Genomic DNA, 21326 nt, shown 5'->3' with positions numbered 1-21326 from the left:
ATTTTCACGCCGACCGTGCGCCGTGGGGTCTTTCCCGGCGCGCCGGCCCGTTTCTTTCGGAGGCCCGCCCTGTTCGCCCGTGCCGTCAACCTGGTCGCCAACGGCGTGCTGATCTACGCCATCTTCTATGGCGTCCTCTGGGTGCTGGCCGTGAAGGTGGGCCTGCTGGCCCAGGTGGCCCTGCGCTGGCTGGACGGCATCCCCGACCTGGTGGAAGGGGTGCTGGCGCCCATGGGGTTGAGCTTCCTGGCCGCCTTCCTGGCCCATGCCGGGCTGCGGCTGACCCTGAAGCACCTGCGCCTGAAGCTGTCCGTGCCAGAGGCCAACGCCAGTTGGGTGTTCCTGGCGGTGCTGACCCTGCTGGCCTTCTCCGGCGGGTTCGGCCGCTTCTTCGACACGCCGGAAACCATGCCCCTGACGGCCCCCGCCATCGTGCTGGGCGCCTGGGGCGGGGTGGCGCTGCGCCGGCGGGTCCGGCTGTGAGCCGGGGCATTGCCATCTTCGACTTCGATGGCACGCTGGTCCAGGGGGACAGCCTGGTGCCGTTCGTGGAACGGCTGGTCGGCCGCCGCCGCGCCCGCACGGCCTTCCTGCTGTCCGTGCAGCGCGCCCTGCGCCAGGCGGCGCGGCGGCCGGGGCCCGGGTTCGACATCCGCACCGCGGTGAAGACCGGCTTCCTGGCCCGCACCCTGAAGGGCGTCCCGGTATCCAAGGCACAGGACGCGGCAACCGGCCTGAAACCCTGGCTGCGCTGGCACCCGCCCTTGCTGGACACGCTGCGGCGCCACGCGGACAAGGGCGACCGGGTGGTGGTGGCCACCGGCGCCCTGGCCCTCTACATGCCGGCCCTGCTGGACGGCCTGCCGGTGGACGCCCTGCTGGCGACGGAACTGGAGTGCAAGGACGGCGTCCTCACCGGCCACCTGTCCGGCGGCAACTGTGTGCGGGAGGAAAAGGCCCGGCGCGTCACCGCCTACCTGGCCGAGCACGGCCCCTTCACCGGCACCTGGGGCTACGGCAACCGCCCCTCCGACCTGCCCTTCCTGGCCCTGATGCAGCACCCCACGGTGGTGAAGACGGTTCGGCGGAGATAGCGTGTGTCTTGACTTGGGTAAGGGCTGGCCTTAGTTTGGCATCGTGAAGATAGATTTCGACCCCGCCAAAAGTGAGAGGAACCTCAGGGAACGCGGGTTCGGCTTCCTGGCGGCTGCCCGTATCTTCCTGGGACATACCGTCGAGCGGGATGACACCCGGTTTGATTATGGGGAGCGAAGAATCCACGCCATCGGTATGGCAGACGGCATGTATCTAGCGGTCATCTACACATGGCGCATGGCAGAGGACGGCCCCTATCGCTGGATCATCTCCGCCCACATCGCAAACCGGAAGGAACGGAGGAAACATGCCGCGTTTTTCCCTTGAGGATGTGGAGGCCGCGCGGTTTGAGGATCGCGCGAAGATGGAGGCCACCACGGAAGAGGATATCCAGCGTCATATCGTCGAGGATGGCGGCATCGACCTTGGCGAACTGGACGAGGCCGAGTTCCGCGTTGTTCGTGCCTATCCCGATCCCAGATCACTTCGCCGCAAGTTGGGCATGACCCAAGAGGAATTCGCCAGCACTTTCGGACTGAACCTCTACACCCTACGTGACTGGGAACAGGGCCGTGCCCAGCCGGAGGGCACTGCCCGCACGCTCTTGCGGGTCATAGAGCACGCGCCGGAAACCGTCCGTCAGGCGCTGGCTGCCTGAACCAACCCAGGAACCCTGACCCGATTGGGCTGTTCCCCCACCGCTTGCACGCGGCCGGGGGCGCTTTATATGCTGGAATGCTCAACCGTCCGGACGGTGCGATGACCCAAGCCCCTGCCTTGCCCCGACGTCACCTGCTGGCGCTGGCCGCTTCCCTGCCGTTGGCGGGGGTTGCGCTGGCCGCGCGGGCGCAGGGCAAGCCGGCGAAGGTCCTCACCACCACGGCGCAGGTGGCGGAGCTGGTCCGCGCCGTGGCCGGCGACCGGGCCGTGGTGGAGAATTTGTTGGGGGAGGGGATCGACCCCCACACCTACAAGCTGACCCGCAGCGACGTGGCCCGCCTGATGGGGGCGGAGGCCGTGTTCTACAACGGCCTGCTGCTGGAAGGCAAAATGACCGACGCGCTGGAGCGGGTGGGCAAGACCGGCCGCCCGTCCGTGGCGGTGGCGGAGGGGATCGGCAAGGACAGCCTGCTCACCCCCGCCGGGTTCGAGGGGGAGCCGGACCCCCATGTCTGGATGGACGTCAGCCTGTGGCGCCGGGGGCTGGAGGTGGTGCGGGACGCCCTGTCCAGTTTCCGCCCGGCGGACGCCGCCACCTTCAAGGTCAATGCCGACGCCTATGCCAAGGAGCTGGAGCGGCTGCACGGTTATGCGGCGGACGTCCTCGCTTCCGTCCCGCAGGAGCGGCGGGTGCTGGTCACCGCCCATGACGCCTTCAACTACCTTGGCCGCGCCTATGCGGTGGAAGTGGTGGGCATCCAGGGCATCAGCACGGAGTCGGAGGCCGGCCTGCGCCGGATCGAGGAGCTGGTGGCCATGCTGGTTGACCGCAAGGTCCCGGCCGTGTTCGTGGAGACGTCCGTCACCGACCGCAACGTGCGCGCCCTGGTGGAAGGGGCCGCTGCCCGCGGGCACAAGGTGGTGATCGGCGGCAGCCTGTTCTCCGACGCCATGGGCGCCCCGGGCACCTATGAAGGCAGCTATGTCGGCATGATCGACCACAACGTCACCACCATCGCCCGCGCCCTTGGCGGCAACGCCCCGGCGGGCGGCTTCCAGGGCCGGCTGGCGCTGGCGCGGTAAGGGGGGACCATGCTGCAACGCCTGCGCTCCCTGGACTTCATCCCGCCGAAGGAGGCGGGGGTCAGCCCCTTGCTGGTGAAGGGGCTGACGGTGGCCTACCACCGCCGCCCGGTGCTGTGGGACGTGTCCTGGACGGCGCCGCAGCAGGGCCTCGTGGCCGTGGTCGGCCCCAACGGCGCCGGCAAGTCCACCTTCCTGAAGGCGGTGTTGGGCCTGGTCCCGCCGCTCGCCGGGACGGTGGAGGTGTTCGGGCGGCCCCTGGCGCGGCAGCGCCGGCTGGTGGGCTATGTGCCCCAGCGGGAAAGCGTGGACTGGGACTTCCCCGTGTCGGCCCTGGACGTGGTGGCCATGGGCCGCTACCGCATGATCGGCTGGGGCCGCCGGGTGTCCAAGGCCCACAGGCAAGCGGCGCTGCACGCCTTGGACCGGGTGGGCATGGCGGACTTCGCCAACCGCCAGATCGGGCAATTGTCCGGCGGGCAGCAGCAGCGGGTGTTCCTGGCCCGGGCCCTGGCGCAGGAGGCCCGGCTGTATTTCATGGATGAGCCGCTGGCCGGCGTGGACGCCGCCACGGAGCGGGCGGTGCTGGACGTGCTGCGCGACCTGGACAGCCAGGGCCGTACCGTCGTCTGCGTGCACCATGACCTCCAGACCGTGGCCGACGTCTTCGACCACGTGCTGATGCTGAACGTGAAGGTGGTGGCGTCCGGCCCCACGCGGGAGGTGCTGACCGACGCCAACCTCCGCGCCACTTATGGCCATAGGGCGAGCGACGCGCCGCTGCTGCCATGAGCCGGAAATGATCGGCGATCTGGGCTTCAACACCCTGGTGGTGCTGTTCGGGGCCACGGCCCTGGGCATCGCGTCCGGCGTGGTGGGCACCTTCATGCTGCTGCGCCGCCGGGCCCTGGTCAGCGACGCGCTGAGCCACGCCACCCTGCCGGGCATCGCCGGCGCCTTCCTGCTGGGCGCCTGGTTCGGGGTGGAGGGGCGGTCGCTGCCCCTGTTACTGGCGGGGGCCGCCGCCAGCGGGGTGTTGGGCGTGCTGGCCATCCAGGCCATCACCCGCTGGACCCGCCTGCCGGAGGACGCGGCCATCGGCGCCGTGCTGTCCTGCTTCTTCGGGCTGGGCATCGTGCTGCTGTCGGTGGTGCAGGGCCTGCCCACCGGCGGGGCGGCGGGGATCAAGACCTTCATCTTCGGCCAGACCGCGGCCATGCGCGCGGCGGAGGCGGCGGGCCTCGGCGTGCTGGCCCTGCTGGCGGCGCTGGTGGTGGCCCTGCTGTTCAAGGAACTGAAGCTGGTCGCCTTCGACGAGGGGTTCGCCAGGGTCCAGGGCTGGCCCGCCGGGCGCATCGACCTGGCCCTGATGGCCCTGGTCACCCTGGTGACGGTGGTGGGGTTGCAGACCGTCGGCCTGATCCTGATCATCGCCCTGCTGATCACCCCGCCCGCCGCCGCCCGGTTCTGGACCGACAGCCTGGAAAGCATGGTGGGCATCGCCGCCCTGATCGGGGGCTTGAGCGGCGGCATCGGCGCCTGGCTGTCCGCCAAGTATGAGGACATGCCCGCCGGCGCGGTGATCGTGCTGACGGCCACGGCCCTGTTCACCCTCAGCCTGCTGTTCGCGCCCAAGCGCGGCCTGCTGGCCCAGACCTGGCGGTACCGCCGGCTGCGTGGCGCCATCGCTCGGGGCGACGTGACCCTGGGGGAGGGGACGCCATGGGGGGCATGACCGGCTTCCTCTCCATCGACCTGCCGGCCATCCTGGCGGCCACCTTCGCCTGCCTGTCCTGCGCGTTGGTGGGCAACTTCCTAGTGCTTCGGCGGCAAAGCCTGATGGGCGACGCGGTCAGCCATGCCGTCCTGCCCGGCATCGTCGCCGGGTTCCTGGTCGCCGGCACGCGGGACACCTTCCCCATGCTGGCCGGCGCCCTGGTGGCGGCCCTGGTGGCCGGGGTCTTGATCGAGCTGGTCCGCCGGTTGGGCAAGGTGGAGGCGGGGGCGGCCATGGGCGTGGTCTTCACCGGCATGTTCGCCCTGGGCGTGGTGCTGATCGAGCAGGGCGCCGCCCGCGCCGTGGACCTGGACGCGGACTGCGTGCTGTACGGCCAGTTGGAGGCCGTGCTCTGGTTCGGGCCCACCGACCTGTCCTCCCTGGCCGACCCGGCGGTGTGGTCAACCCTGCCGCGGCAGGTGGTGCAGGTGGCGGTGGTGTTCTTCCTTTGCCTTGCCCTGATCGTGCTGTTCTTCAAGGAATTGCGGCTGGTCAGCTTCGACCCGGCCCTGGCGGACACGCTGGGCATCCCCGCCGGCCTTGTCCAGCACGGCATCGTGGCGCTGACCGCCATCGCGGCCATCGCGGCGTTCGAGGCGGTGGGAAGCATCCTGGTCATCGCCATGCTGATCTGCCCGCCGGCCACGGCGCGGCTGCTGACCGACGACCTGAAGGCCCAGGTGGCCCTGTCCCTGCTGGTCGGCGGGATCACCGGCGTGGGGGGTATGTCCTGGGCGCCTTCGGGCCGCTGGCCCTGGGGTTTGAGACGTCGCTGAACGCGGCAGGCATGATCGCCACCCTGTCGGGCCTTTTCCTTGCCCTTGCCATCCTGTTGGCCCCGCGCTACGGCGTGTTGGCCAAGCGGCGCCGGGCGCGCGCCGCGGCATTGGACCTGGCGGCGGAAGGCGTCTGAGGCGGCATGGACAGATCCGGCATCGTGGTGGCGGGCAGCGACGGCCCGGCGGCGGGGGCCGCTTGGGCCCTGAAGGCGGCAGGGGCCCGGCTGGTGGTGCTGGACACCGACATCGACCGGGGCCACCGCTTGGTCCTGGCGCTGAACACCGGCAATGGCGGCATCGCCGTCTTCCTTCCCGGCGACCCGTCCTCCCCCGCCGACTTGGCCGAGGCGGTGGCCGAGTGCCGCACCTGCTGGGGCCGCTGCGACCTGGTGGTGCAGGCGCCGGCTGTTTGAGCCAGGGGCACGGACGATTTACGGACGGGCACGGACCGGTACCTGCCCGGCGGAGCCGATCCTTGTCGTCCGCGGTTGTCCCGTGTGCCGGTCCGTGTCGTCCGTGTAGACTTGGCTGCCCTTCGGGCCTGAACCCGGGACCCCGTCCATGCCAGACCACCACGACCACCCCCATCCCCACCACCACACGCCTGCGGATGATTGCGCCGCGCGGGACCATGGGTTCCTGGGCGCCGGGCACCGGCGGAACGAGTCGCGGACCTGGTGGGTCATCGGCTTGACCGTGGTCACCATGGTGGCGGAGATCTGGGCGGGGACCGTCTTCGGCTCCATGGCCCTGGTGGCGGACGGTTGGCACATGGCGACCCATGCCGGGGCGCTGCTGGTGACGGCGGGGGCCTATGCCTTCGCCCGCCGCCACGCCCGCGATCCCCGCTTCAGCTTCGGCACCGGCAAGGTGGGCGACCTGGCGGGCTTCGCCAGCGCCGTGGCCCTGGGCTTCGTCGCCCTGATGATCGGCTGGGAATCGGTGGAGCGGCTGCTGGACCCGGGGCAGATCCGGTTCGGGGAAGCCATGCTGGTGGCGGTGCTGGGCCTGGTCGTCAACCTGGCCAGTGCCGCCCTGCTGCACGACAAGGAGCACGGGCACCACCATGGGCACGGTCACCATGACCACCACGACCATGACCATGGCCACCGTGAGGATGAGGGCCGGCACGCCCACCGGCGGGACCTGAACCTCAGCTCCGCCTATTTCCACGTGCTGGCCGACGCGCTGACCTCCGTCCTCGCCATCCTGGGACTGGCGGCGGGGTGGAAGCTGGGGTGGACCTGGATGGATGCGGCGGTGGGGCTGCTGGGCGCGGTGGTGATCGCCCGCTGGTCCTGGGGGCTGACGCGCGACGCCGGGGCGAACCTGCTGGACGCCGTGCCGGACACGAAGCTGGAGCACGCCATCCGCGGCCGGCTGCAGGACACGGGCGCCACCGTCACCGACCTGCACCTTTGGCGCCTGGGCCCCGGCCATTTGGCCGCCGTCGCCCACGTGACCGACCCGGCAGGCCGCCGCGCGGGCTTTTTCCGGGAACGGCTGGCCGGGCTGGAGGGCTTGAGCCACGTGACCGTGCAGGTAGAGTAGGTCGGATTAGCGGCGCCAGCCGCGTAATCCGACGTCCCCACGGGCTTGCCCCTTCATGTCGGATTACGCTTCGCTAATCCGACCTACGAGGGATGTCCGCCATGGCCTGGGACCCGGAACAGTACGACCTTTTCCAGGGCGCGCGGGAGCGGCCGGGGCAGGACCTGATCGCCGCCCTGCCACCGCTGGAGCCCGCCCGGATCGTGGACCTTGGCTGCGGTACCGGGCATTTGGCCCGGCGACTGGCGGATAAATGGCCCGACGCGCGGGTGGTGGGGCTGGACAGTTCCTCTGCCATGCTGGCCAAGGCGGTGGGCCAGTCCAGCCGGGTGGCATGGGAGCTGGGCGACATCGCCCATTGGCATCCGCCGGAACCCGTGGACCTGGCCTTCAGCAACGCGGCCCTGCACTGGCTGCCGGACCACCAGACCCTGTTCCCCCGGCTGTTGTTGGCGCTTGCCCCCGGCGGGGTGCTGGCCTGCCAGATGCCCCGCAACTTCGCCAGCCCCAGCCACGCCCTGATGCGGGAGGTGGCAGCCACCGGCCCCTGGGCGGCCAAGCTGGACGGGGCGCTGGCGGAGGAGCCGGTGCACCCGCCCGCCTTCTACTGGCGCCTGCTGCGCCCGATCTGCCGCAGCGTGCAGGTCTGGGAAACGGAATACCTGCATGAGCTGGACGGGCCGGACCCGGTGCTGGAATGGGTCAGGTCCACCGCCCTGCTGCCGGTGCTGGAGCGGCTGGAAGGGGCGGAGCGGGATGCCTTCATCGCCGCCTACCGCGACCGCTTGCGGGAAGCCTACCCGCCGGAAACGGGCGGCCACACGCTGTTCCCCTTCCGCCGCCTGTTCCTCATGGCAAGGGTGTGACCCGGCGGCGTGAGCCTGCGCCGGCGCGCTTGAACGGGGCGTTGGTCGCGGGCGATCGACGACCAACGATGTAACAAAAGTTTACCCGTGCGCCCGGGGGATTGCGCGGGCACCCCGGCATACCCTTATCTATGGTGGTGTCTTGGCGGTTTTGCGGGGAGTGCCGGCGTGAACGCCTTGGAAATCGCGGTGTATGCGCTTGTCCTGTCCGGCGGCACGGACGGCTTCACCTGCCGTACCATGGAGGCGGCGACGGGGGAGGTGGTGACCTGCACCAACGGCCGCAGCGCCCTGGAAGAGGACGGCCGGATCAAGTTCGAGAACGGCGTCAGCATCACCAAGCTGCCGGACGGCAAGCTCGCCTTCTCCAACGGCATCAGCACCCATTGGGGCAGCGCCGGCTGGGTGCAGTTCAGCAACGGCATCTCCGTCCGCCGCACCAGCGACGGCAGCTTCAAAAGCTCCACCGGCATGCGCTGCGCCCAGTCCGGGGCCACCGCCGCGGCTTGCCGGAAGGAGTAGCTGGGTCGGCCACCCGGAAGGGGTGAAGCATGGTCGCAACAGCCGTGGCGATTCCGCACTTTGACGCAGCTTCGCCTTTGACCGGACAAGGGGTTGGGGCGTTATGTCTGTCAATCGCGGCTGCTGCGGCGCCCTATCATGTCCTCCCTCGTCTGGCGTATCACCCCGCTAGTCCTGTTGGCCCTGCTGGCCGCGGCCTTGTGGCGCGTGCCCGACGTGCCGGCGGCGGAGGTCCGTTACCTGCGCATCGCCGCCGGCCCCACCGGGACCCTGGGGTTCCAGACGGGCACGGTCCTGGCGGGGGTGCTGTCGCGGCCACCCGGCCTGCCCCCTGCCGGCCGGGGGAGGCCTGCGGCGTGCCCGGGCTGGTGGCCCTGGCGCAGAGCCTGCCGGTCCAGGGTGACATCACCGCCGCCGTGGCCGGCGGGCAGGTGGACACGGGCATCGCCACCGCCGACGCGGTCCATGCCGCTCGCTGCCCCGCCGAACCCAACGCCAAGCCCGCCAACCTGACCCTGCTGGGCGACCTGTATGGGGAGACGCTGCATGTGCTCGTCCGCCCCGGCCTGGACATCACCACGGTGGAGGGGCTGAAGGGCCGCCGCGTCGCCATCGGCAAGGCCGCCTCGGCCGACCGGCGGCTGGCCGACCGGCTGCTGACCGCCCATGGCCTGCGCCGCCGCGACGTGCGCGCCCAGGAACTGGCGGGGGATGATGCCCTTGCCGCCTTGGCGGAGGGCAAGGTGGACGCCCTGTTCCGCATCGCCGCGGTGCCCGATCCCAAGGTGGCCGAGCTGGCCGCCGCCCAGAAGGTTGTGCTGCTGCCCGTGACGGGGGAGGCGGCGGGCCGCCTGTCCGCCCTGCATCCCTTCTCCGGCCCGGGGAAGATCCCGGCCGGGACCTATGGGGAGGCGGGGGCGGTGGAGACCCTGGACCAGCCCGTGGTCTGGATCGCCGGGCCGGACCTTCCCGCCACCCTGGCCGGCCCCATGGCCCAGGCCCTCTCGGCAAAGCCGAACCGTGACCTGCTGAAGGCGGGCGATACGATCCCCCTGGCCCTGGAACAGCCGGTGCCCGCCCGCCCGGTGGCCCCCCTGCACCCCGGTGCCGCCGCCGCCTATGGCCGCGATCCCGTCGCCATGCCCTGCCAGCAGGTACGGGCACGCTGAAACAGCTTCACCGGATTGGACTTTGCCCGAACTTTCGGGACAGGCTATCGGTAAGTCCGACTGAGACTACCGGCACGAGGTCCCATGTTCCTGCCCCAGGAAGTCATCCGTACCAAGCGCGACGGCGGACGGCTCGACCCTGACGCGCTGGCCCGCTTCGTCACCGGCATCGCCGACGGCAGCGTGACGGAAGGGCAGGCCGCGGCCTTCGCCATGGCGGTGTTCTTCCGCGGCCTGGACAGGGCCGAACGGGTGGCCTTGCTGCGCGCCATGACCAATTCCGGCAGCGTGCTGGACTGGACGCCGGAGGGGCTGCCCGGCCCCATCCTGGACAAGCACTCCACCGGCGGGGTGGGGGACAAGGTCAGCCTGGTGCTCGCCCCCATTGTCGCGGCCTGCGGCGGCTTCGTGCCCATGATCTCCGGCCGGGGGCTGGGGCACACCGGCGGCACCCTGGACAAGATGGAAAGCATCCCCGGCTACCGGGCGCAGCCGGATACGCCCCTGCTGCGCCAGGCGGTGCGGGAGGCGGGCTGCGCCATCGTCGGCGCCACGGCGGACATCGCCCCCGCCGACCGCCGGCTTTATGCCATCCGCGACGTGACCGCAACGGTGGAAAGCCTGGACCTGATCACCTGCTCCATCCTGTCCAAGAAGCTGGCGGCGGGCTTGCAGGGCTTGGTGCTGGACGTGAAGTTCGGCAGCGGCGCCTTCATGCCGGAACGGGACTGCGCGGAGGCGCTGGCAAAGGCCCTGGTGGATGCGGCCACGGGCGCCGGCCTGCCCACGGTGGCCTTGTTGACCGACATGGACCAGGTGTTGGGCCGGACCGCCGGCAACGCGCTGGAGGTGCGGGAATGCCTGGACATCCTCACCGGCGGCGCGCGGGAGGGGCGGCTGTGGGACGTGACGCGGGAGCAGACGGCGGAACTGCTGCTGCTGGGCGGCCTCGCCACCGACCTGGACGACGCCCGGGCCAAGGTGGATGCGGCGTTGGACAGCGGACGCGCGGCAGAGCACTTCGCCCGCATGGTCCGGGTGCTGGGCGGGCCGGCGGACCTGCTGGAGGAGCCGGGCAAGCACTTGGCCGCGGCGCCGGTGGTGCGGGCCGTGGAGGCGCCGCGGGCCGGCTTCGTGGCGGGGCAGGACGTTCGGGCCATCGGGCTGGCCGTCGTTGCGCTTGGGGGCGGCCGGGCCAAGGCCAGTGACCCCGTGGACCCGGCGGTTGGCTTCAGCGACGTCGCCGCCCTGGGCACCCGCGTGGGGCCGGGGGAAGCCCCGCTCTGCATCGTCCACGCCCGGACGGGGGCGGAGGCCGACGCGGCGGCGGAGGCCATCCGGCGCGCCGTGACCATCGGCGAGGCGGAGCCCGTCCCCCAAAATCCCGTTGCCGGGCGGGTCACGGCAGGGTAGAGCACGGCGCCATTGCAGCGTGGCGTGCCCATCCCGGGCATCGCCACAGGGTCGGGGCCCCATGATCAAGATCGTCCGCGCCAAGTTCCACGGCATCCGCGTCACCGGGGCCGACCTGAACTACCACGGCTCCATCACCCTGGACCCGGAACAATGCGCCCTGGCGGGCATCTACCCGCTGGAATTCGTGGAGATCTGGAACAAGAACTCCGGCGCCCGGATCAGCACCTACGTCATCTTCGGGGAGCCCGGTCCCGCTGCTGCGTGCTGAACGGCGCCGCCGCCCGCACCTGCCAGAAGGGCGACGAGGTGATCATCGCCGCGTCCCAAAGCATCGAGCCGCGGGACCTGTACACCGTGAAGCCCAAGGTCCTGACCTTCCACCCGGACAACCGGGTGGACCGGGTGCTGTGCTACGACGTCTACAAGGGCGAGACCCGCGACTTCGACTTCCGCACCCTGGACATCACCGACGGCGAGGCCGAGGCCACCCTGGTGCCCGTGCCTATCCAGGGGTGAAGACCTGGTTTCGGCGTCCCGCATCCCGTGTTACTGTTGCAGGCGGATGGGGGACAGCCATGCCTGACGATCCGGCCGGGACGCGTGTTGAAACGCCAGAGGAAGAGGGTCGGCGGCTGACGGAAGATGCCCTGCGCAAGGCTGACCAGGGCATTGGCATCCCTATTGAGGAGGTTGAGGCTTGGCTGGACAGCTTGGGGACCAACCGCGAACTGCCGCGCCCCCAAGCCCGCCAGTGTTTCTGATGGATGGACGGAGTGACGGGAGGGGAATGCGATGCCTGACGATCCGATCCGCAAGCGCCTTGAGACCCCGAGGAGGAGGACGCGCGCCTGACCGAGGAGGCTTGGCGGGAGTACTCGGAGGAGGGTATCGGGATTCCCGGCGAGGAGGTCCATGCGTGGATCGAAAGTTGGGGCACGGACAACGAATTGCCGCCACCGAAGGCACGCAAGCTTCGTTAAGAACCGAAATCATGCCCTATCGCCTATTGTACACGCCGCGAGCCGCGTCCGACCTGGAAGATATCAGACTCTACTATTCCCGTGGTGGACGAGCTGCCCTGAAACGGGCGAGCGCGATCAGCAAGGCATTGCGGATGTTGGCAGATGGTCCTTATCGATGGCCGATTGACGACAGGAATGCTGCGTATCGGATGCGCATCGTCGAGGGGCACCGTATTCGCTATAGGATCATCGAGGAAACCGGCGTCGTCCTCATCATCCGCGTGCGTGGCCCCTGGCAGGACCTTCCCTGAGGCTGCCGCACCCCCGCCTTGATCTTGCCGTGTCGCTCCCCTACCAAGGCGGGAGCTTTTCCTGATGCACGGCCCCGATGCCCACCCCTGATCCTGCCGCCCGCCCGACCCCGCCGCTGGTGCTGCTGGCGCTGGCCCTGTTCCCGCTGCTGGTGGCCGGCTTGTCCCTGGCCCTGGGCCAGGACGGGAACTGGGACCTGCGGAACTACCATTGGTACAACGCCTACGCCTACCTGACGGGGCGGGAAGGGTTCGACGTGGCGCCGGCCCAGGTGGCCAGCTTCTACAACCCCACCCTGGACCTGCCGGTCTACTGGCTGGCGCAGGTGCTGCCCGCCAAGGCGGTGGGGGCGGCCATCGGGCTCGTGCAGGGGCTGAACATCCTGCCGCTCTACGGCCTGTCGCTTGTGCTGCTGGCGGGCCTGCCGGCCGGGCGGCGTGAGGTGGCGGCCCTGGCCCTGGCGGCCATCGGCTTCTTCGGCGGCGGGCAGGTGGGGCTGGTCGGCACCACCTTCTATGACAACGTCATCAGCCTGTTCGTGCTGGGCGCCGCCTGGGTGGTGGCGGCCAAGGCGCATGTGGTCTGGGACGGCCCGCCCGGGCGCGCCTTCGCCACCGTGGCCTTCGGCGGGCTCCTGGTAGGCAGTGCCGTGGGCTGAAGCAGCCGACGCTGCCCTATGCGGTGGGGCTGTGCTTCGCCTTCCTGCTGGTGGCGGGCGGGTTCTGGCGGCGGTTCTTCCTGAGCTTCTGGTTCGGCATCGGCGTCATCGCCGGCATGGCCCTCTTCTCCGGCCATTGGATGTGGCACCTGTGGAGCCGGTACGAGAACCCGCTGTTCCCCTATTTCAACGACATCATCAAGTCGCCCTGGGGCGTGCCGGAGGCGTACCGGGACGACAAGTTCATCCCGCCGGGCCTATTGCCGAAACTGCTGTTCCCCTTCAGCTGGGTAGCCGATCCGAAGCTGGTGGGGGAGATCATCTTCCGCGACCTGCGGGTCCCCGTGGCCTATGTGGTGCTGCTGCTGACGCCCCTCCTGTTGCTCTGGGGCCGGTTGCGCGGTGCCGCCGCCCCGGCCGTGGGGGACCGGCGGCCACTGGTCTACCTGCTCGTGGCGGGGGCGCTGACCTACCTGGTCTGGTTGAAGCTGTTCAGCATCTACCGCTACCTGATCCCGCTGGAGATGCTGGCGCCGCTGCTGGTCGTGGCGGCCATCGCCCTCTGGCCCATCCCCGTGAAGGCGCGGGCGGCCATCGCGCTGGCCCTGCTGGCCCTGGTCACGGTCACGGCCAAGCCCGGCACTTGGGCGCGCATCCCCTGGTCCGACCGGTTCGTGGAGGTCCAGGCCCCGAGCCTGCCCAACCCGGACAACACCATCATCCTGCAGACCGGATACGCCCCCACCAGCTTCCTGATCACCGGTTTCCCCAAGCAGGTGCCGTTCCTGCGTATCCACAGCTACTTCATCCACCCGGACCACGGGACATCCTGCTGAACAAGGGGATGCGGGAGCGGATCGCCGCCCATACCGGCGACTTCTACCTGCTGGTCGCCCATTGGGAGACCTGGACCAACGACCACATCCTGCCCTTCTACGGGTTGAAGGCCGACCTGGACGCTTGCCAGCCGGTGACCAGCAACCTGGATGAGCCGATGAAGCTGTGCCCCGTGAAACGGGCGGGGTGACAATCCCGGGCGGCAAGGGCGGGTTGCACGGGAAAGCCCGGACGGCACCATCCTTTCGCCCCTTTTCGTGTTATCTATGGGTAGAAGTCATCTTCTTCCCCAGTCGGGACCCTGATCCAGATGTCCACGCCGCAGACCGCGACCCTTTACCCGATCCAGGCCCCCGCGGCCGTGGCCCAGCCGGCCACGCCCCGCATCGCCGTGCTGGTGCCCTGCTACAATGAGGAAGCCAGCATCGAGAAGGTGGTGGCGGACTTCAAGGCGGCCCTGCCGGGCTGCACGGTCTATGTCTATGACAACAACTCCAAGGACCGGACGGTGGAGCTGGCCAGCAAGGCCGGCGCCGTGGTCCGGCGGGAGCCGTTGCAGGGCAAGGGCAACGTGGTCCGCCGCATGTTCGCCGACATCGAGGCGGACGTGTACGTGATGGTGGACGGCGACGACACCTATGACGCGTCCAAGGCGTCGCTGCTGGTGGAGAAGCTGCTGGCGGAGCAGCTGGACATGGTCAACGGCGCCCGCGTGACGGATTGGGAGAACTACCGCACCGGCCACCGGTTCGGGAACGTGCTGCTGACCACCCTGGTCACCATGGTGTTCGGCAAGCGCACCCAGGACATGCTGTCCGGCTACCGAGTCTTCTCCCGCCGCTTCGTGAAGAGCTTCCCGGTCCTGGCCGGCGGCTTCGAGATCGAGACGGAGCTGGTGGTCCACGCGCTGGAGATGCGCATGCCCATCGGCGAGGTGGAGACCCCCTACAAGGATCGCGCCCCCGGCAGCGTCTCCAAGCTCAGCACCTTCCGCGACGGCTTCCGCATCCTCTGGATGATCGGCAAGCTGATCAAGGAGGAGCGGCCGATGCAGTTCTTCGGGCTGGTGGCCCTGGCCCTGGCCCTGGTCTCGGTCGTCATCGCTTGGCCCATCTTCACCTACTTCATGGAGACGGGCACGGTGCCCCGGCTGCCCACGGCGGTGCTGTCCACGGGCCTGATGATCCTGTCCTTCCTGTCGCTGGTCTGCGGCCTGATCCTGGACACGGTGACCCGTGGCCGGCGGGAGATGAAGCGCCTGAAGTACCTGGAGGTTCCGGCCCCGGACTTCGACCCCGCCACGGTCAAGGGCGCGGCCTGAGGCATGGCCGACGCCGCGTCCGCCCCCGCCGCCCCTGCGGGCGGCCTGCGCCGGGAACTGTTGAGCTTCGCCGTGATCGGCGGGGTGGCCCTGTTCGTGGACATGGGCGCCCTGTGGGTGGCGCTGAACCTGCTGGGCCTGGGCGTCTACAGCGGCGGCCTGTTCAGCTACCTGGTCGCCGCCACCTTCACCTGGTACCTGAACCGCACCTTCACCTTCCGCGGCGTCAGCCGCCGCCGCGCCCTGGCGCAATGGGCCAAGTTCCTGGCTGCCAACGGGGTGGGGGCGGCGGTCAACTATGCCGTCTACGCCGCCGTCGTCACCTTCGGCCCCCGCTGGCCCCCTGGCCCGCCGTGACCCTGCCCCTGCTGCCCTACTTGGCCAAGGCCGCTGGCAGCTTGTCCGGCATGGCGTTCAACTTCGTGGCGTCGAAGTTCCTGGTGTTCCGGCGGGGGTGATCCGGACAGCCCTCGGGTCCCCACCCACGCATCCCCGCCCTGACCCGCTGCCCGGTTTACCAACCCCGGCCGCTCGCCATATAAGGGCGCATCATGGCGCGCCGATTCCTCAAGATGCATGGGCTGGGCAACGACTTCGTTGTCATCGATGCCCGACACGACCCGTTGTCCCTGACGGCGGCGCAGGCGCGCGCCATCGGGGACCGGCGCACCGGCGTGGGCTTCGACCAGCTGATCGTGCTGGAGCGGGACGCGGGCGCCGACGTCTTCATGCGCATCCTGAACCCCGACGGCAGCGAGAGCGGGGCCTGCGGCAACGCCACCCGCTGCGTGGCCAGCCTGGTGGCAGGGGGCTTGGGCAAGGACGACCTGACCATCCGCACCATTTCCGGCCTGCTGGGCGCCACAGTGCACGCCAACGGGCTGGTGACCGTGGACATGGGGCCGGCCCGGCTGGGCTGGCAGGACATCCCGCTTTCCCGGGAAGAGGACACGCTGCACCTGTCCGCCGCCGCCGGCCCGCTGGCCGACGCGGTGGGTGTCAACATGGGCAACCCCCACGCCGTCTTCTTCGTGCCTGACGCGGAGGCGGTGGATCTCCCGACGCACGGCCCCGTGCTGGAGCACCACCCCCTGTTCCCCCAGCGCTGCAATATCGAGGTGGCAACGGTCCTGTCCCCCACCCTGGTCCGCATGCGGGTGTGGGAGAGGGGCGCCGGCATCACCCGGGCCTGCGGGTCCGGCGCCTGTGCCGTGGGCGTGGCCGCCATCCGCCGGGGCTTGGCGGAGCGCGCCTTGACCGTGCGGCTGGACGGCGGCGACCTGCATATCGCGTGGCGCGAGGACGGCCACGTGCTGATGACCGGCCCGGTGGCCACCTCCTTCGAGGGCGTGTTGCACCCCAGCCTGCTGGACGAGCGGGTGCCGGCATGAGCGACGCGCACCTTCGCGACCGCGACCAGGTCCATGCCGAGGAGGAGGCCGGCCCCCCGTGTTCAGCGGGGAGGAGGGCGGGCCCACCCTGGTCACCTTCGGCTGCCGCCTGAACACCTATGAGTCGGAGGTGATGCGCACCCACGCCCGCGCCGCCGGCCTGGGCGACGTGGTGATCGTCAATACCTGCGCCGTCACCTCCGAGGCCGAGCGGCAGGCCCGCCAGACCATCCGCAAGCTGCGGCGGGAGCGGCCGGGCGCCAAGATCGTCGTCACCGGCTGCGCCGCCCAGGTTAACCCGGACGGGTTCGCCGGCATGGCGGAGGTGGACCATGTGTTGGGCAACGACGCCAAGCTGACCGCCCAGCCCTGGGCCGATTTGGGCGCCGGGGCGACGGAGCGGGTGCGCGTCAACGACATCATGTCGGTGCGGGAGACGGCGGGCCACCTGATCCAGGGCATGGAGGGCCGCGCCCGCGCCTTCGTCCAGGTGCAGAACGGCTGCGACCACCGCTGCACCTTCTGCATCATCCCCTTCGGCCGCGGCAATTCGCGGTCCGTGCCCATGGGGGAGGTGGTGGCCCAGGTCCGCGCCCTGGTGGCCGCCGGCTACAATGAGGTGGTGCTGACCGGGGTGGACGTCACCAGCTACGGCCCCGACCTGCCGGGCCAGCCGACCCTGGGCCAGATGGTGCGCCGCCTGCTGGCGGCCGTGCCGGAGTTGCCGCGCCTGCGCCTGTCCTCCCTGGACGCGGTGGAGATGGACGACGACCTCTGGCGCTTGGTGGCGGAGGAGCCGCGGCTGATGCCGCACCTGCATTTGTCGCTCCAGGCCGGGGACGATTTGACCCTGAAGCGCATGAAGCGCCGCCACAGCCGCGCCGACGCGATATCCTTCTGCGAGAAGGCCCGGGCCCTGCGCCCCGACATGGTGTTCGGCGCCGACATCATCGCCGGCTTCCCGACGGAGACGGAGGAGATGTTCCAGAACACGCTGTGCAGCGTGGAGGAATGCGGCCTGACCTGGCTGCACGTCTTCCCCTACAGCCCGCGCCCCGGAACCCCCGCCGCCAAGATGCCCCAGGTCCCCGGCCCCGTCCGCAAGGAGCGCGCCGCCCGCCTGCGTGCCCTGGGCGAGGTGCAGGTGCGCCGCCACCTGGAAGGGCTGGTGGGCACCACCGCCGACATCCTGTTGGAAAAGCCCACCCTGGGCCGCACCCCCACCTTCGCCCAGGTCACCCTGGACCGCCCGGGCGAGCCCGGCGCCATCGTCCGCGCCAGGCTGGCGGGATTTCGGGCGACACCCTGACCGCCACGGTGCTGGACTGATGTTCGACTGGTTCCGCAAGAAGAAGCCCGCCGAGCCCGCCAAGACGGAGGAGGCGAAGGCGCCGGAGGTGGTGCCGGACGCGACCCCCGCGGCGGTGCCGGAGACGGTGTCGGACAGTGATTCCGCCATCCCCCCTTCCACCGTCATCCCCGCGGAAGCGGGGACCCAGGAGCCCCAGGCACCGACCCCTCCGCCTGCCCCGGCCGACGTTGACCCCGACGTCGATCCCCTGACCCTGGCTCCCGGCTTGCGCCGGGATGACAGGGAGGAGGATGGAGAGCCCACTCCCGAAGTCACCCCCGAACAGGCCGGCTTCGCCGCGGAGCCGGAGCAAGTTTCCCCCCTCCCGGCCGCCCTTGAGGCCGATGCCATCCCCGAGCTGGAGGACAAGCCGGAGAAGAAGAGCTGGTTCTCCCGGCTGAAGGATGGCCTGTCCAAGTCCACCTCCCGCCTGACGGAGGGGATCACCGGCATCTTCACCAAGAAGAAGCTGGACGATGAGGCGCTGGAGGAGCTGGAGGAGCTGCTGATCCGGGCCGACCTTGGCCCCACCACCGCGGCGCGGCTGACCGCCGGCCTCGCCAAGACCCGTTTCGGCAAGGAGGTCTCCCCCCAGGAGGTGCGCGAGTACCTGGCGGGGGAGGTGCAGAAGATCGTGGAGCCGGTGGCGAAGCCCCTCACCATTGATCCCGCCCGCAAGCCCCATGTGGTGCTGGTGGTGGGGGTCAATGGCACCGGCAAGACCACCACCATCGGCAAGCTGGCCCGCCAGCTCCGTGCCGAGGGCAAGACCGTGTGGATGGCCGCGGGCGACACGTTCCGCGCCGCGGCCGTCAGCCAGCTGAAGATCTGGGGGGAGCGCACCGGCTGCCCCGTGGTGGCCCGGGACACGGGCGCCGACGCGGCCGGTCTGGCGTTCGACGCCTTCCAGCAGGCCAAGGCTGCCGGGGCGGACGTGCTGCTGATCGACACGGCCGGCCGCTTGCAGAACAAGGCCGGCCTGATGGACGAGCTGCGCAAGGTGGTCCGCGTCATCAAGAAGCTGGACCCGGACGCCCCCCACACCACCCTGCTGACCCTGGACGCCACCACCGGCCAGAACGCCCATTCCCAGGTGGAGGTGTTCAAGGACATGGTCGCCATCAACGGCCTGGTCCTGACCAAGCTGGACGGCAGCGCCCGCGGCGGCGTGCTGGTCGCCCTGGCGGAGAAGTTCAAGCTGCCCGTCCACTTCATCGGCGTGGGCGAGGGCGTCTATGATTTGCGTCCCTTCGAGGCGAAGGCCTTTGCCCGGGCCCTGGTGGGGCTGGAATAAAGCCGGCCCCGTCGCCACTTCCATAGGCGGATGGCCCGCCCGCGGAGTGATGCCCATGCGCCCGACCCTCGCCCTCCTGCTGCTCCCCCTGGCCCTGGCCGCCTGCGCCAGCCCGGAACAGAAGGCGGCCCGCAAGGCCGAACTCCAGGCCGTGGTGGCCTCGGCGGAAAAGACCGGCAAGGACGATGCCTGCGCCTGGGCGACGCCCGTCTACAACTTCACCCGGTGGATGAGGAAAACCTGATCCTCCAGACGAACGAGGGGCGCTACCTGCTGCGCTTCGGCGGCTTCTGCCAGGCGAGGCTGACCGACGGCCTCGCCATCGGCCTGCAATCCACCGCCGGGTCCGTCTGCCCGGGCGACCGGGTCTTCGTCGAGGGGCGGCCCTGCCTGATCACCAAGATGTGGAAGGTACCGGAGACGGCAAAGGTGGCCGAGGCGGCCCGCTGACCGGCCCCATGGCGGCTTCTCCATGAAGCCGCCACGGCGGCGACCGCCGCCGCGCGGGCCCATGCCCGCGTAAGCCAAGCAGGCGGAGCCTGCGCCGGTGCCTGAGGAACATGAAAAGCTCTCCCACCTTCAACATATCGTCAGGAAAGCTTCAACATATCGGTGCTTCCCAGACGGGCGGTGATGCAGGCATATAGGCGTGCAAACTCGTAGGAGCTTGCATGATCCCGACATTGACGACCGATACCGAACCGGTGGAAGCCTTCGCCGACGCGGAGGGCGCTTACCAGCGCGTCCTGTCCCTTTACCAGACCGCCACCCAGTACCTGCGCGACCGGTTCCAGGCCTTCGCCAAGGGCGAGGCGATCCATGGCAGGGTCCGCGCCTGCTACCCCTTCGTACAAATCCGGGTGGATACGGAACCCCGCGTCGACGGTCGGCTGGCTTTCGGCTTCGTGGCCGGCCCCGGCACCTACCGCACCACCGTGACCCGGCCGGACCTGTTCGACCATTATTACCGGGAACAGCTCCGCCTGTTGGTGAAGAACCACGGCGTCGCCATCGAGGTGGGCACCAGCCGCACCCCCATCCCCATCCAGTTCGCCTATCCCGAGGGCATGCATGTGGAGGGGGACCTGACGCCGGAGCGGCTGTACCAAATGCGGGAGGTGTTCGACCTGCCCGACCTGGCGCTGATGGACGACAGCATCGTCAACGGCACCTTCCAGCTGATGCAGGGGGAACCGTCCCCGCTGGCCCTGTTCACCGCCCCGCGGGTGGATTACAGCCTGCACCGGCTGAAGCACTATTGCGCGACCAAGCCGGACCATTTCCAGAACTACGTCCTGTTCACCAATTACCAGTTCTACATCGACGAGTTCGTGCGCAAGGGGCTGGAGATCATGCAGCCCAGCGACGACCCGGCGGTCCAGGCCTATCGCGACCAGTATGAGGCCTTCATCGAGCCGGGCGACCACATCACCTGGAACCAGGCCCTGCACCCCGGCCGCGCCCCGGAAGGGGCGAAGGTGGCGCGCCTGCCGCAGATGCCCGCCTACCACCTGAAGCGCAAGGACGGGAACGGCATCACCATCGTCAACATCGGCGTGGGCCCGTCCAACGCCAAGACCATCAGCGACCACATCGCCGTGCTGCGGCCCCATGTCTGGCTGATGCTGGGCCACTGCGCCGGCCTGCGCGACACGCAGCGGCTGGGCGACTATGTGCTGGCCCACGGCTATGTGCGGGAGGACAAGGTGCTGGACGCCGACCTGCCCACCTGGGTCCCCGTCCCCGCCCTGGCGGAGGTGCAGGTGGCCCTGGAGAAGGCGGTGGAGCGGGTGACGGGCTTGGAGGGCTACGCCCTGAAGAGCCTGATGCGCACCGGCACGGTGGCCACCATCGACAACCGCAACTGGGAACTGCGCGACTACCGCGAGCCGGAACGCCGCTTCAGCCAGTCCCGCGCCATCGCCCTGGACATGGAATCCGCCACGGTGGCGGCCAACGGCTTCCGCTTCCGGGTGCCCTACGGCACGCTGCTCTGCGTCTCCGACAAGCCCCTGCACGGGGAGATCAAGCTGCCCGGCATGGCCAACGCCTTCTACCGGGAACGGGTGGACCAGCACCTGGCCATCGGCATGCTGGCCATGGAGATCATGCGCGACTACGGCCTGGAGAAGCTGCACTCCCGCAAACTGCGCAGCTTTGACGAGGCGGCGTTCCAATGATGTCGTAGGTCGGATTAGGCGCCGTGCGGCGCCGTAATCCGACACCGGCGGCCGCATGGCCGTCGGATTACGCGGCCGGGGCCGCTAGACCCGTTTTCCGTT

Annotated in this window: 27 protein-coding genes and 1 pseudogene; all 28 read left to right on the top strand. The window is 69.9% G+C overall.

The genetic code is table 11. The features are described 5' to 3' along the window. Positions 1-15 precede the first annotated feature (15 nt). The 28 genes and pseudogenes from HHL28_RS18730 (at position 16) to HHL28_RS12400 (ending at position 21224) form a co-directional block, all read left to right on the top strand. A complete protein-coding gene (locus HHL28_RS18730) occupies positions 16-483 on the top strand; it encodes a hypothetical protein (protein WP_075769666.1) in 468 nt (155 codons plus the stop codon). After that, complete coding sequence (locus HHL28_RS18725) at positions 480-1094, top strand: HAD family hydrolase (protein WP_404325688.1); 615 nt, start codon at positions 480-482, stop codon at positions 1092-1094. Before HHL28_RS18730 ends, HHL28_RS18725 begins: the two co-directional genes overlap by 4 nt. A gap of 43 nt (positions 1095-1137) precedes the next feature. Beyond that, positions 1138-1422 (top strand): BrnT family toxin, encoded by a 285-nt coding sequence (locus HHL28_RS12515; RefSeq protein ID WP_075769667.1) that lies wholly within the window; start codon positions 1138-1140, stop codon positions 1420-1422. Next, entirely contained in the window at positions 1403-1753 is a 351-nt protein-coding gene (locus tag HHL28_RS12510) for a helix-turn-helix domain-containing protein (RefSeq protein WP_404325687.1), read from the top strand. Before HHL28_RS12515 ends, HHL28_RS12510 begins: the two co-directional genes overlap by 20 nt. 101 nt (positions 1754-1854) lie before the next feature. Beyond that, on the top strand, positions 1855-2838 hold the full coding sequence (locus HHL28_RS12505) for a metal ABC transporter solute-binding protein, Zn/Mn family (RefSeq protein WP_075769668.1): 984 nt from the start codon (positions 1855-1857) through the stop codon (positions 2836-2838). Positions 2839-2847: 9 nt separating this feature from the next. Next, entirely contained in the window at positions 2848-3630 is a 783-nt protein-coding gene (locus HHL28_RS12500; protein WP_075769669.1) for a metal ABC transporter ATP-binding protein, read from the top strand. A gap of 7 nt (positions 3631-3637) precedes the next feature. Continuing rightward, complete coding sequence (locus HHL28_RS12495) at positions 3638-4573, top strand: metal ABC transporter permease (protein ID WP_075769670.1); 936 nt, start codon at positions 3638-3640, stop codon at positions 4571-4573. Continuing rightward, on the top strand, positions 4561-5391 hold the full coding sequence (locus HHL28_RS12490; protein WP_404325684.1) for a metal ABC transporter permease: 831 nt from the start codon (positions 4561-4563) through the stop codon (positions 5389-5391). The genes HHL28_RS12495 and HHL28_RS12490 overlap by 13 nt, the downstream gene beginning before the upstream one ends. 11 nt (positions 5392-5402) lie before the next feature. Beyond that, complete coding sequence (locus HHL28_RS18720) at positions 5403-5528, top strand: hypothetical protein (protein ID WP_404325683.1); 126 nt, start codon at positions 5403-5405, stop codon at positions 5526-5528. 6 nt (positions 5529-5534) lie between these two features. Further along, positions 5535-5807, top strand: coding sequence for an SDR family oxidoreductase (locus HHL28_RS12485; RefSeq protein WP_075769671.1), 273 nt, complete (start codon positions 5535-5537; stop codon positions 5805-5807). 148 nt (positions 5808-5955) lie between these two features. Further along, positions 5956-6945 carry a CDF family Co(II)/Ni(II) efflux transporter DmeF gene (gene dmeF, locus HHL28_RS12480; protein WP_075769672.1) on the top strand — a complete coding sequence of 330 codons (990 nt, stop codon included), beginning with the start codon at positions 5956-5958 and terminating at the stop codon, positions 6943-6945. A 101-nt stretch (positions 6946-7046) separates the two neighbouring features. Beyond that, positions 7047-7811, top strand: a complete 765-nt coding sequence (locus tag HHL28_RS12475; protein ID WP_075769673.1) for a methyltransferase domain-containing protein — start codon at positions 7047-7049, stop codon at positions 7809-7811. A 168-nt stretch (positions 7812-7979) separates the two neighbouring features. Beyond that, positions 7980-8333: a hypothetical protein gene (locus tag HHL28_RS12470; RefSeq protein WP_075769674.1), complete on the top strand. Its 354-nt coding sequence runs from the start codon at positions 7980-7982 to the stop codon at positions 8331-8333. 356 nt (positions 8334-8689) lie between these two features. After that, a complete protein-coding gene (locus HHL28_RS12465; protein ID WP_169655220.1) occupies positions 8690-9502 on the top strand; it encodes a TAXI family TRAP transporter solute-binding subunit in 813 nt (270 codons plus the stop codon). 84 nt (positions 9503-9586) lie between these two features. After that, positions 9587-10915: a thymidine phosphorylase gene (gene deoA / locus HHL28_RS12460; protein ID WP_075769676.1), complete on the top strand. Its 1329-nt coding sequence runs from the start codon at positions 9587-9589 to the stop codon at positions 10913-10915. A gap of 61 nt (positions 10916-10976) precedes the next feature. Then, positions 10977-11434: pseudogene (locus tag HHL28_RS12455) on the top strand (aspartate 1-decarboxylase). A 400-nt stretch (positions 11435-11834) separates the two neighbouring features. Next, positions 11835-12191 carry a type II toxin-antitoxin system RelE/ParE family toxin gene (locus HHL28_RS12445; protein WP_169655216.1) on the top strand — a complete coding sequence of 119 codons (357 nt, stop codon included), beginning with the start codon at positions 11835-11837 and terminating at the stop codon, positions 12189-12191. A gap of 77 nt (positions 12192-12268) precedes the next feature. After that, a complete protein-coding gene (locus tag HHL28_RS18715; protein ID WP_404325679.1) occupies positions 12269-12850 on the top strand; it encodes a hypothetical protein in 582 nt (193 codons plus the stop codon). A gap of 23 nt (positions 12851-12873) precedes the next feature. Continuing rightward, positions 12874-13686, top strand: coding sequence for a hypothetical protein (locus HHL28_RS18710; protein ID WP_404325677.1), 813 nt, complete (start codon positions 12874-12876; stop codon positions 13684-13686). 8 nt (positions 13687-13694) lie between these two features. Then, positions 13695-13877 carry a hypothetical protein gene (locus HHL28_RS18705; RefSeq protein WP_404325676.1) on the top strand — a complete coding sequence of 61 codons (183 nt, stop codon included), beginning with the start codon at positions 13695-13697 and terminating at the stop codon, positions 13875-13877. Between the two features lie 120 nt (positions 13878-13997). After that, on the top strand, positions 13998-15008 hold the full coding sequence (locus HHL28_RS12435) for a glycosyltransferase family 2 protein (protein WP_075769681.1): 1011 nt from the start codon (positions 13998-14000) through the stop codon (positions 15006-15008). Between the two features lie 3 nt (positions 15009-15011). After that, a complete protein-coding gene (locus HHL28_RS12430) occupies positions 15012-15365 on the top strand; it encodes a GtrA family protein (RefSeq protein ID WP_169655214.1) in 354 nt (117 codons plus the stop codon). A 194-nt stretch (positions 15366-15559) separates the two neighbouring features. Beyond that, the gene (dapF, locus tag HHL28_RS12425) at positions 15560-16399 is read left to right on the top strand and encodes a diaminopimelate epimerase (RefSeq protein ID WP_075769682.1); all 840 of its coding nucleotides are present in this window, start codon (positions 15560-15562) and stop codon (positions 16397-16399) included. A gap of 133 nt (positions 16400-16532) precedes the next feature. After that, positions 16533-17708 carry a tRNA (N(6)-L-threonylcarbamoyladenosine(37)-C(2))-methylthiotransferase MtaB gene (gene mtaB, locus HHL28_RS12420; RefSeq protein WP_169655694.1) on the top strand — a complete coding sequence of 392 codons (1176 nt, stop codon included), beginning with the start codon at positions 16533-16535 and terminating at the stop codon, positions 17706-17708. A gap of 19 nt (positions 17709-17727) precedes the next feature. After that, a complete protein-coding gene (gene ftsY, locus HHL28_RS12415; protein ID WP_075769683.1) occupies positions 17728-19044 on the top strand; it encodes a signal recognition particle-docking protein FtsY in 1317 nt (438 codons plus the stop codon). Between the two features lie 55 nt (positions 19045-19099). Next, positions 19100-19288, top strand: coding sequence for a hypothetical protein (locus HHL28_RS12410; protein ID WP_169655212.1), 189 nt, complete (start codon positions 19100-19102; stop codon positions 19286-19288). Continuing rightward, a complete protein-coding gene (locus tag HHL28_RS12405) occupies positions 19270-19494 on the top strand; it encodes a DUF6491 family protein (protein WP_169655210.1) in 225 nt (74 codons plus the stop codon). Before HHL28_RS12410 ends, HHL28_RS12405 begins: the two co-directional genes overlap by 19 nt. Positions 19495-19715: 221 nt before the next feature. After that, a complete protein-coding gene (locus HHL28_RS12400) occupies positions 19716-21224 on the top strand; it encodes an AMP nucleosidase (protein WP_075769685.1) in 1509 nt (502 codons plus the stop codon). The last annotated feature ends 102 nt before the right edge of the window (positions 21225-21326 follow it).

It is taken from the genome of Aerophototrophica crusticola, assembly GCF_012913305.1.
GTDB classification, from domain to species: Bacteria; Pseudomonadota; Alphaproteobacteria; order Azospirillales; family Azospirillaceae; genus Niveispirillum; species Niveispirillum crusticola.
The sequence above is the reverse complement of the archived record's forward strand: the minus strand, read 5'-3'. Positions and strand labels throughout refer to the sequence as shown.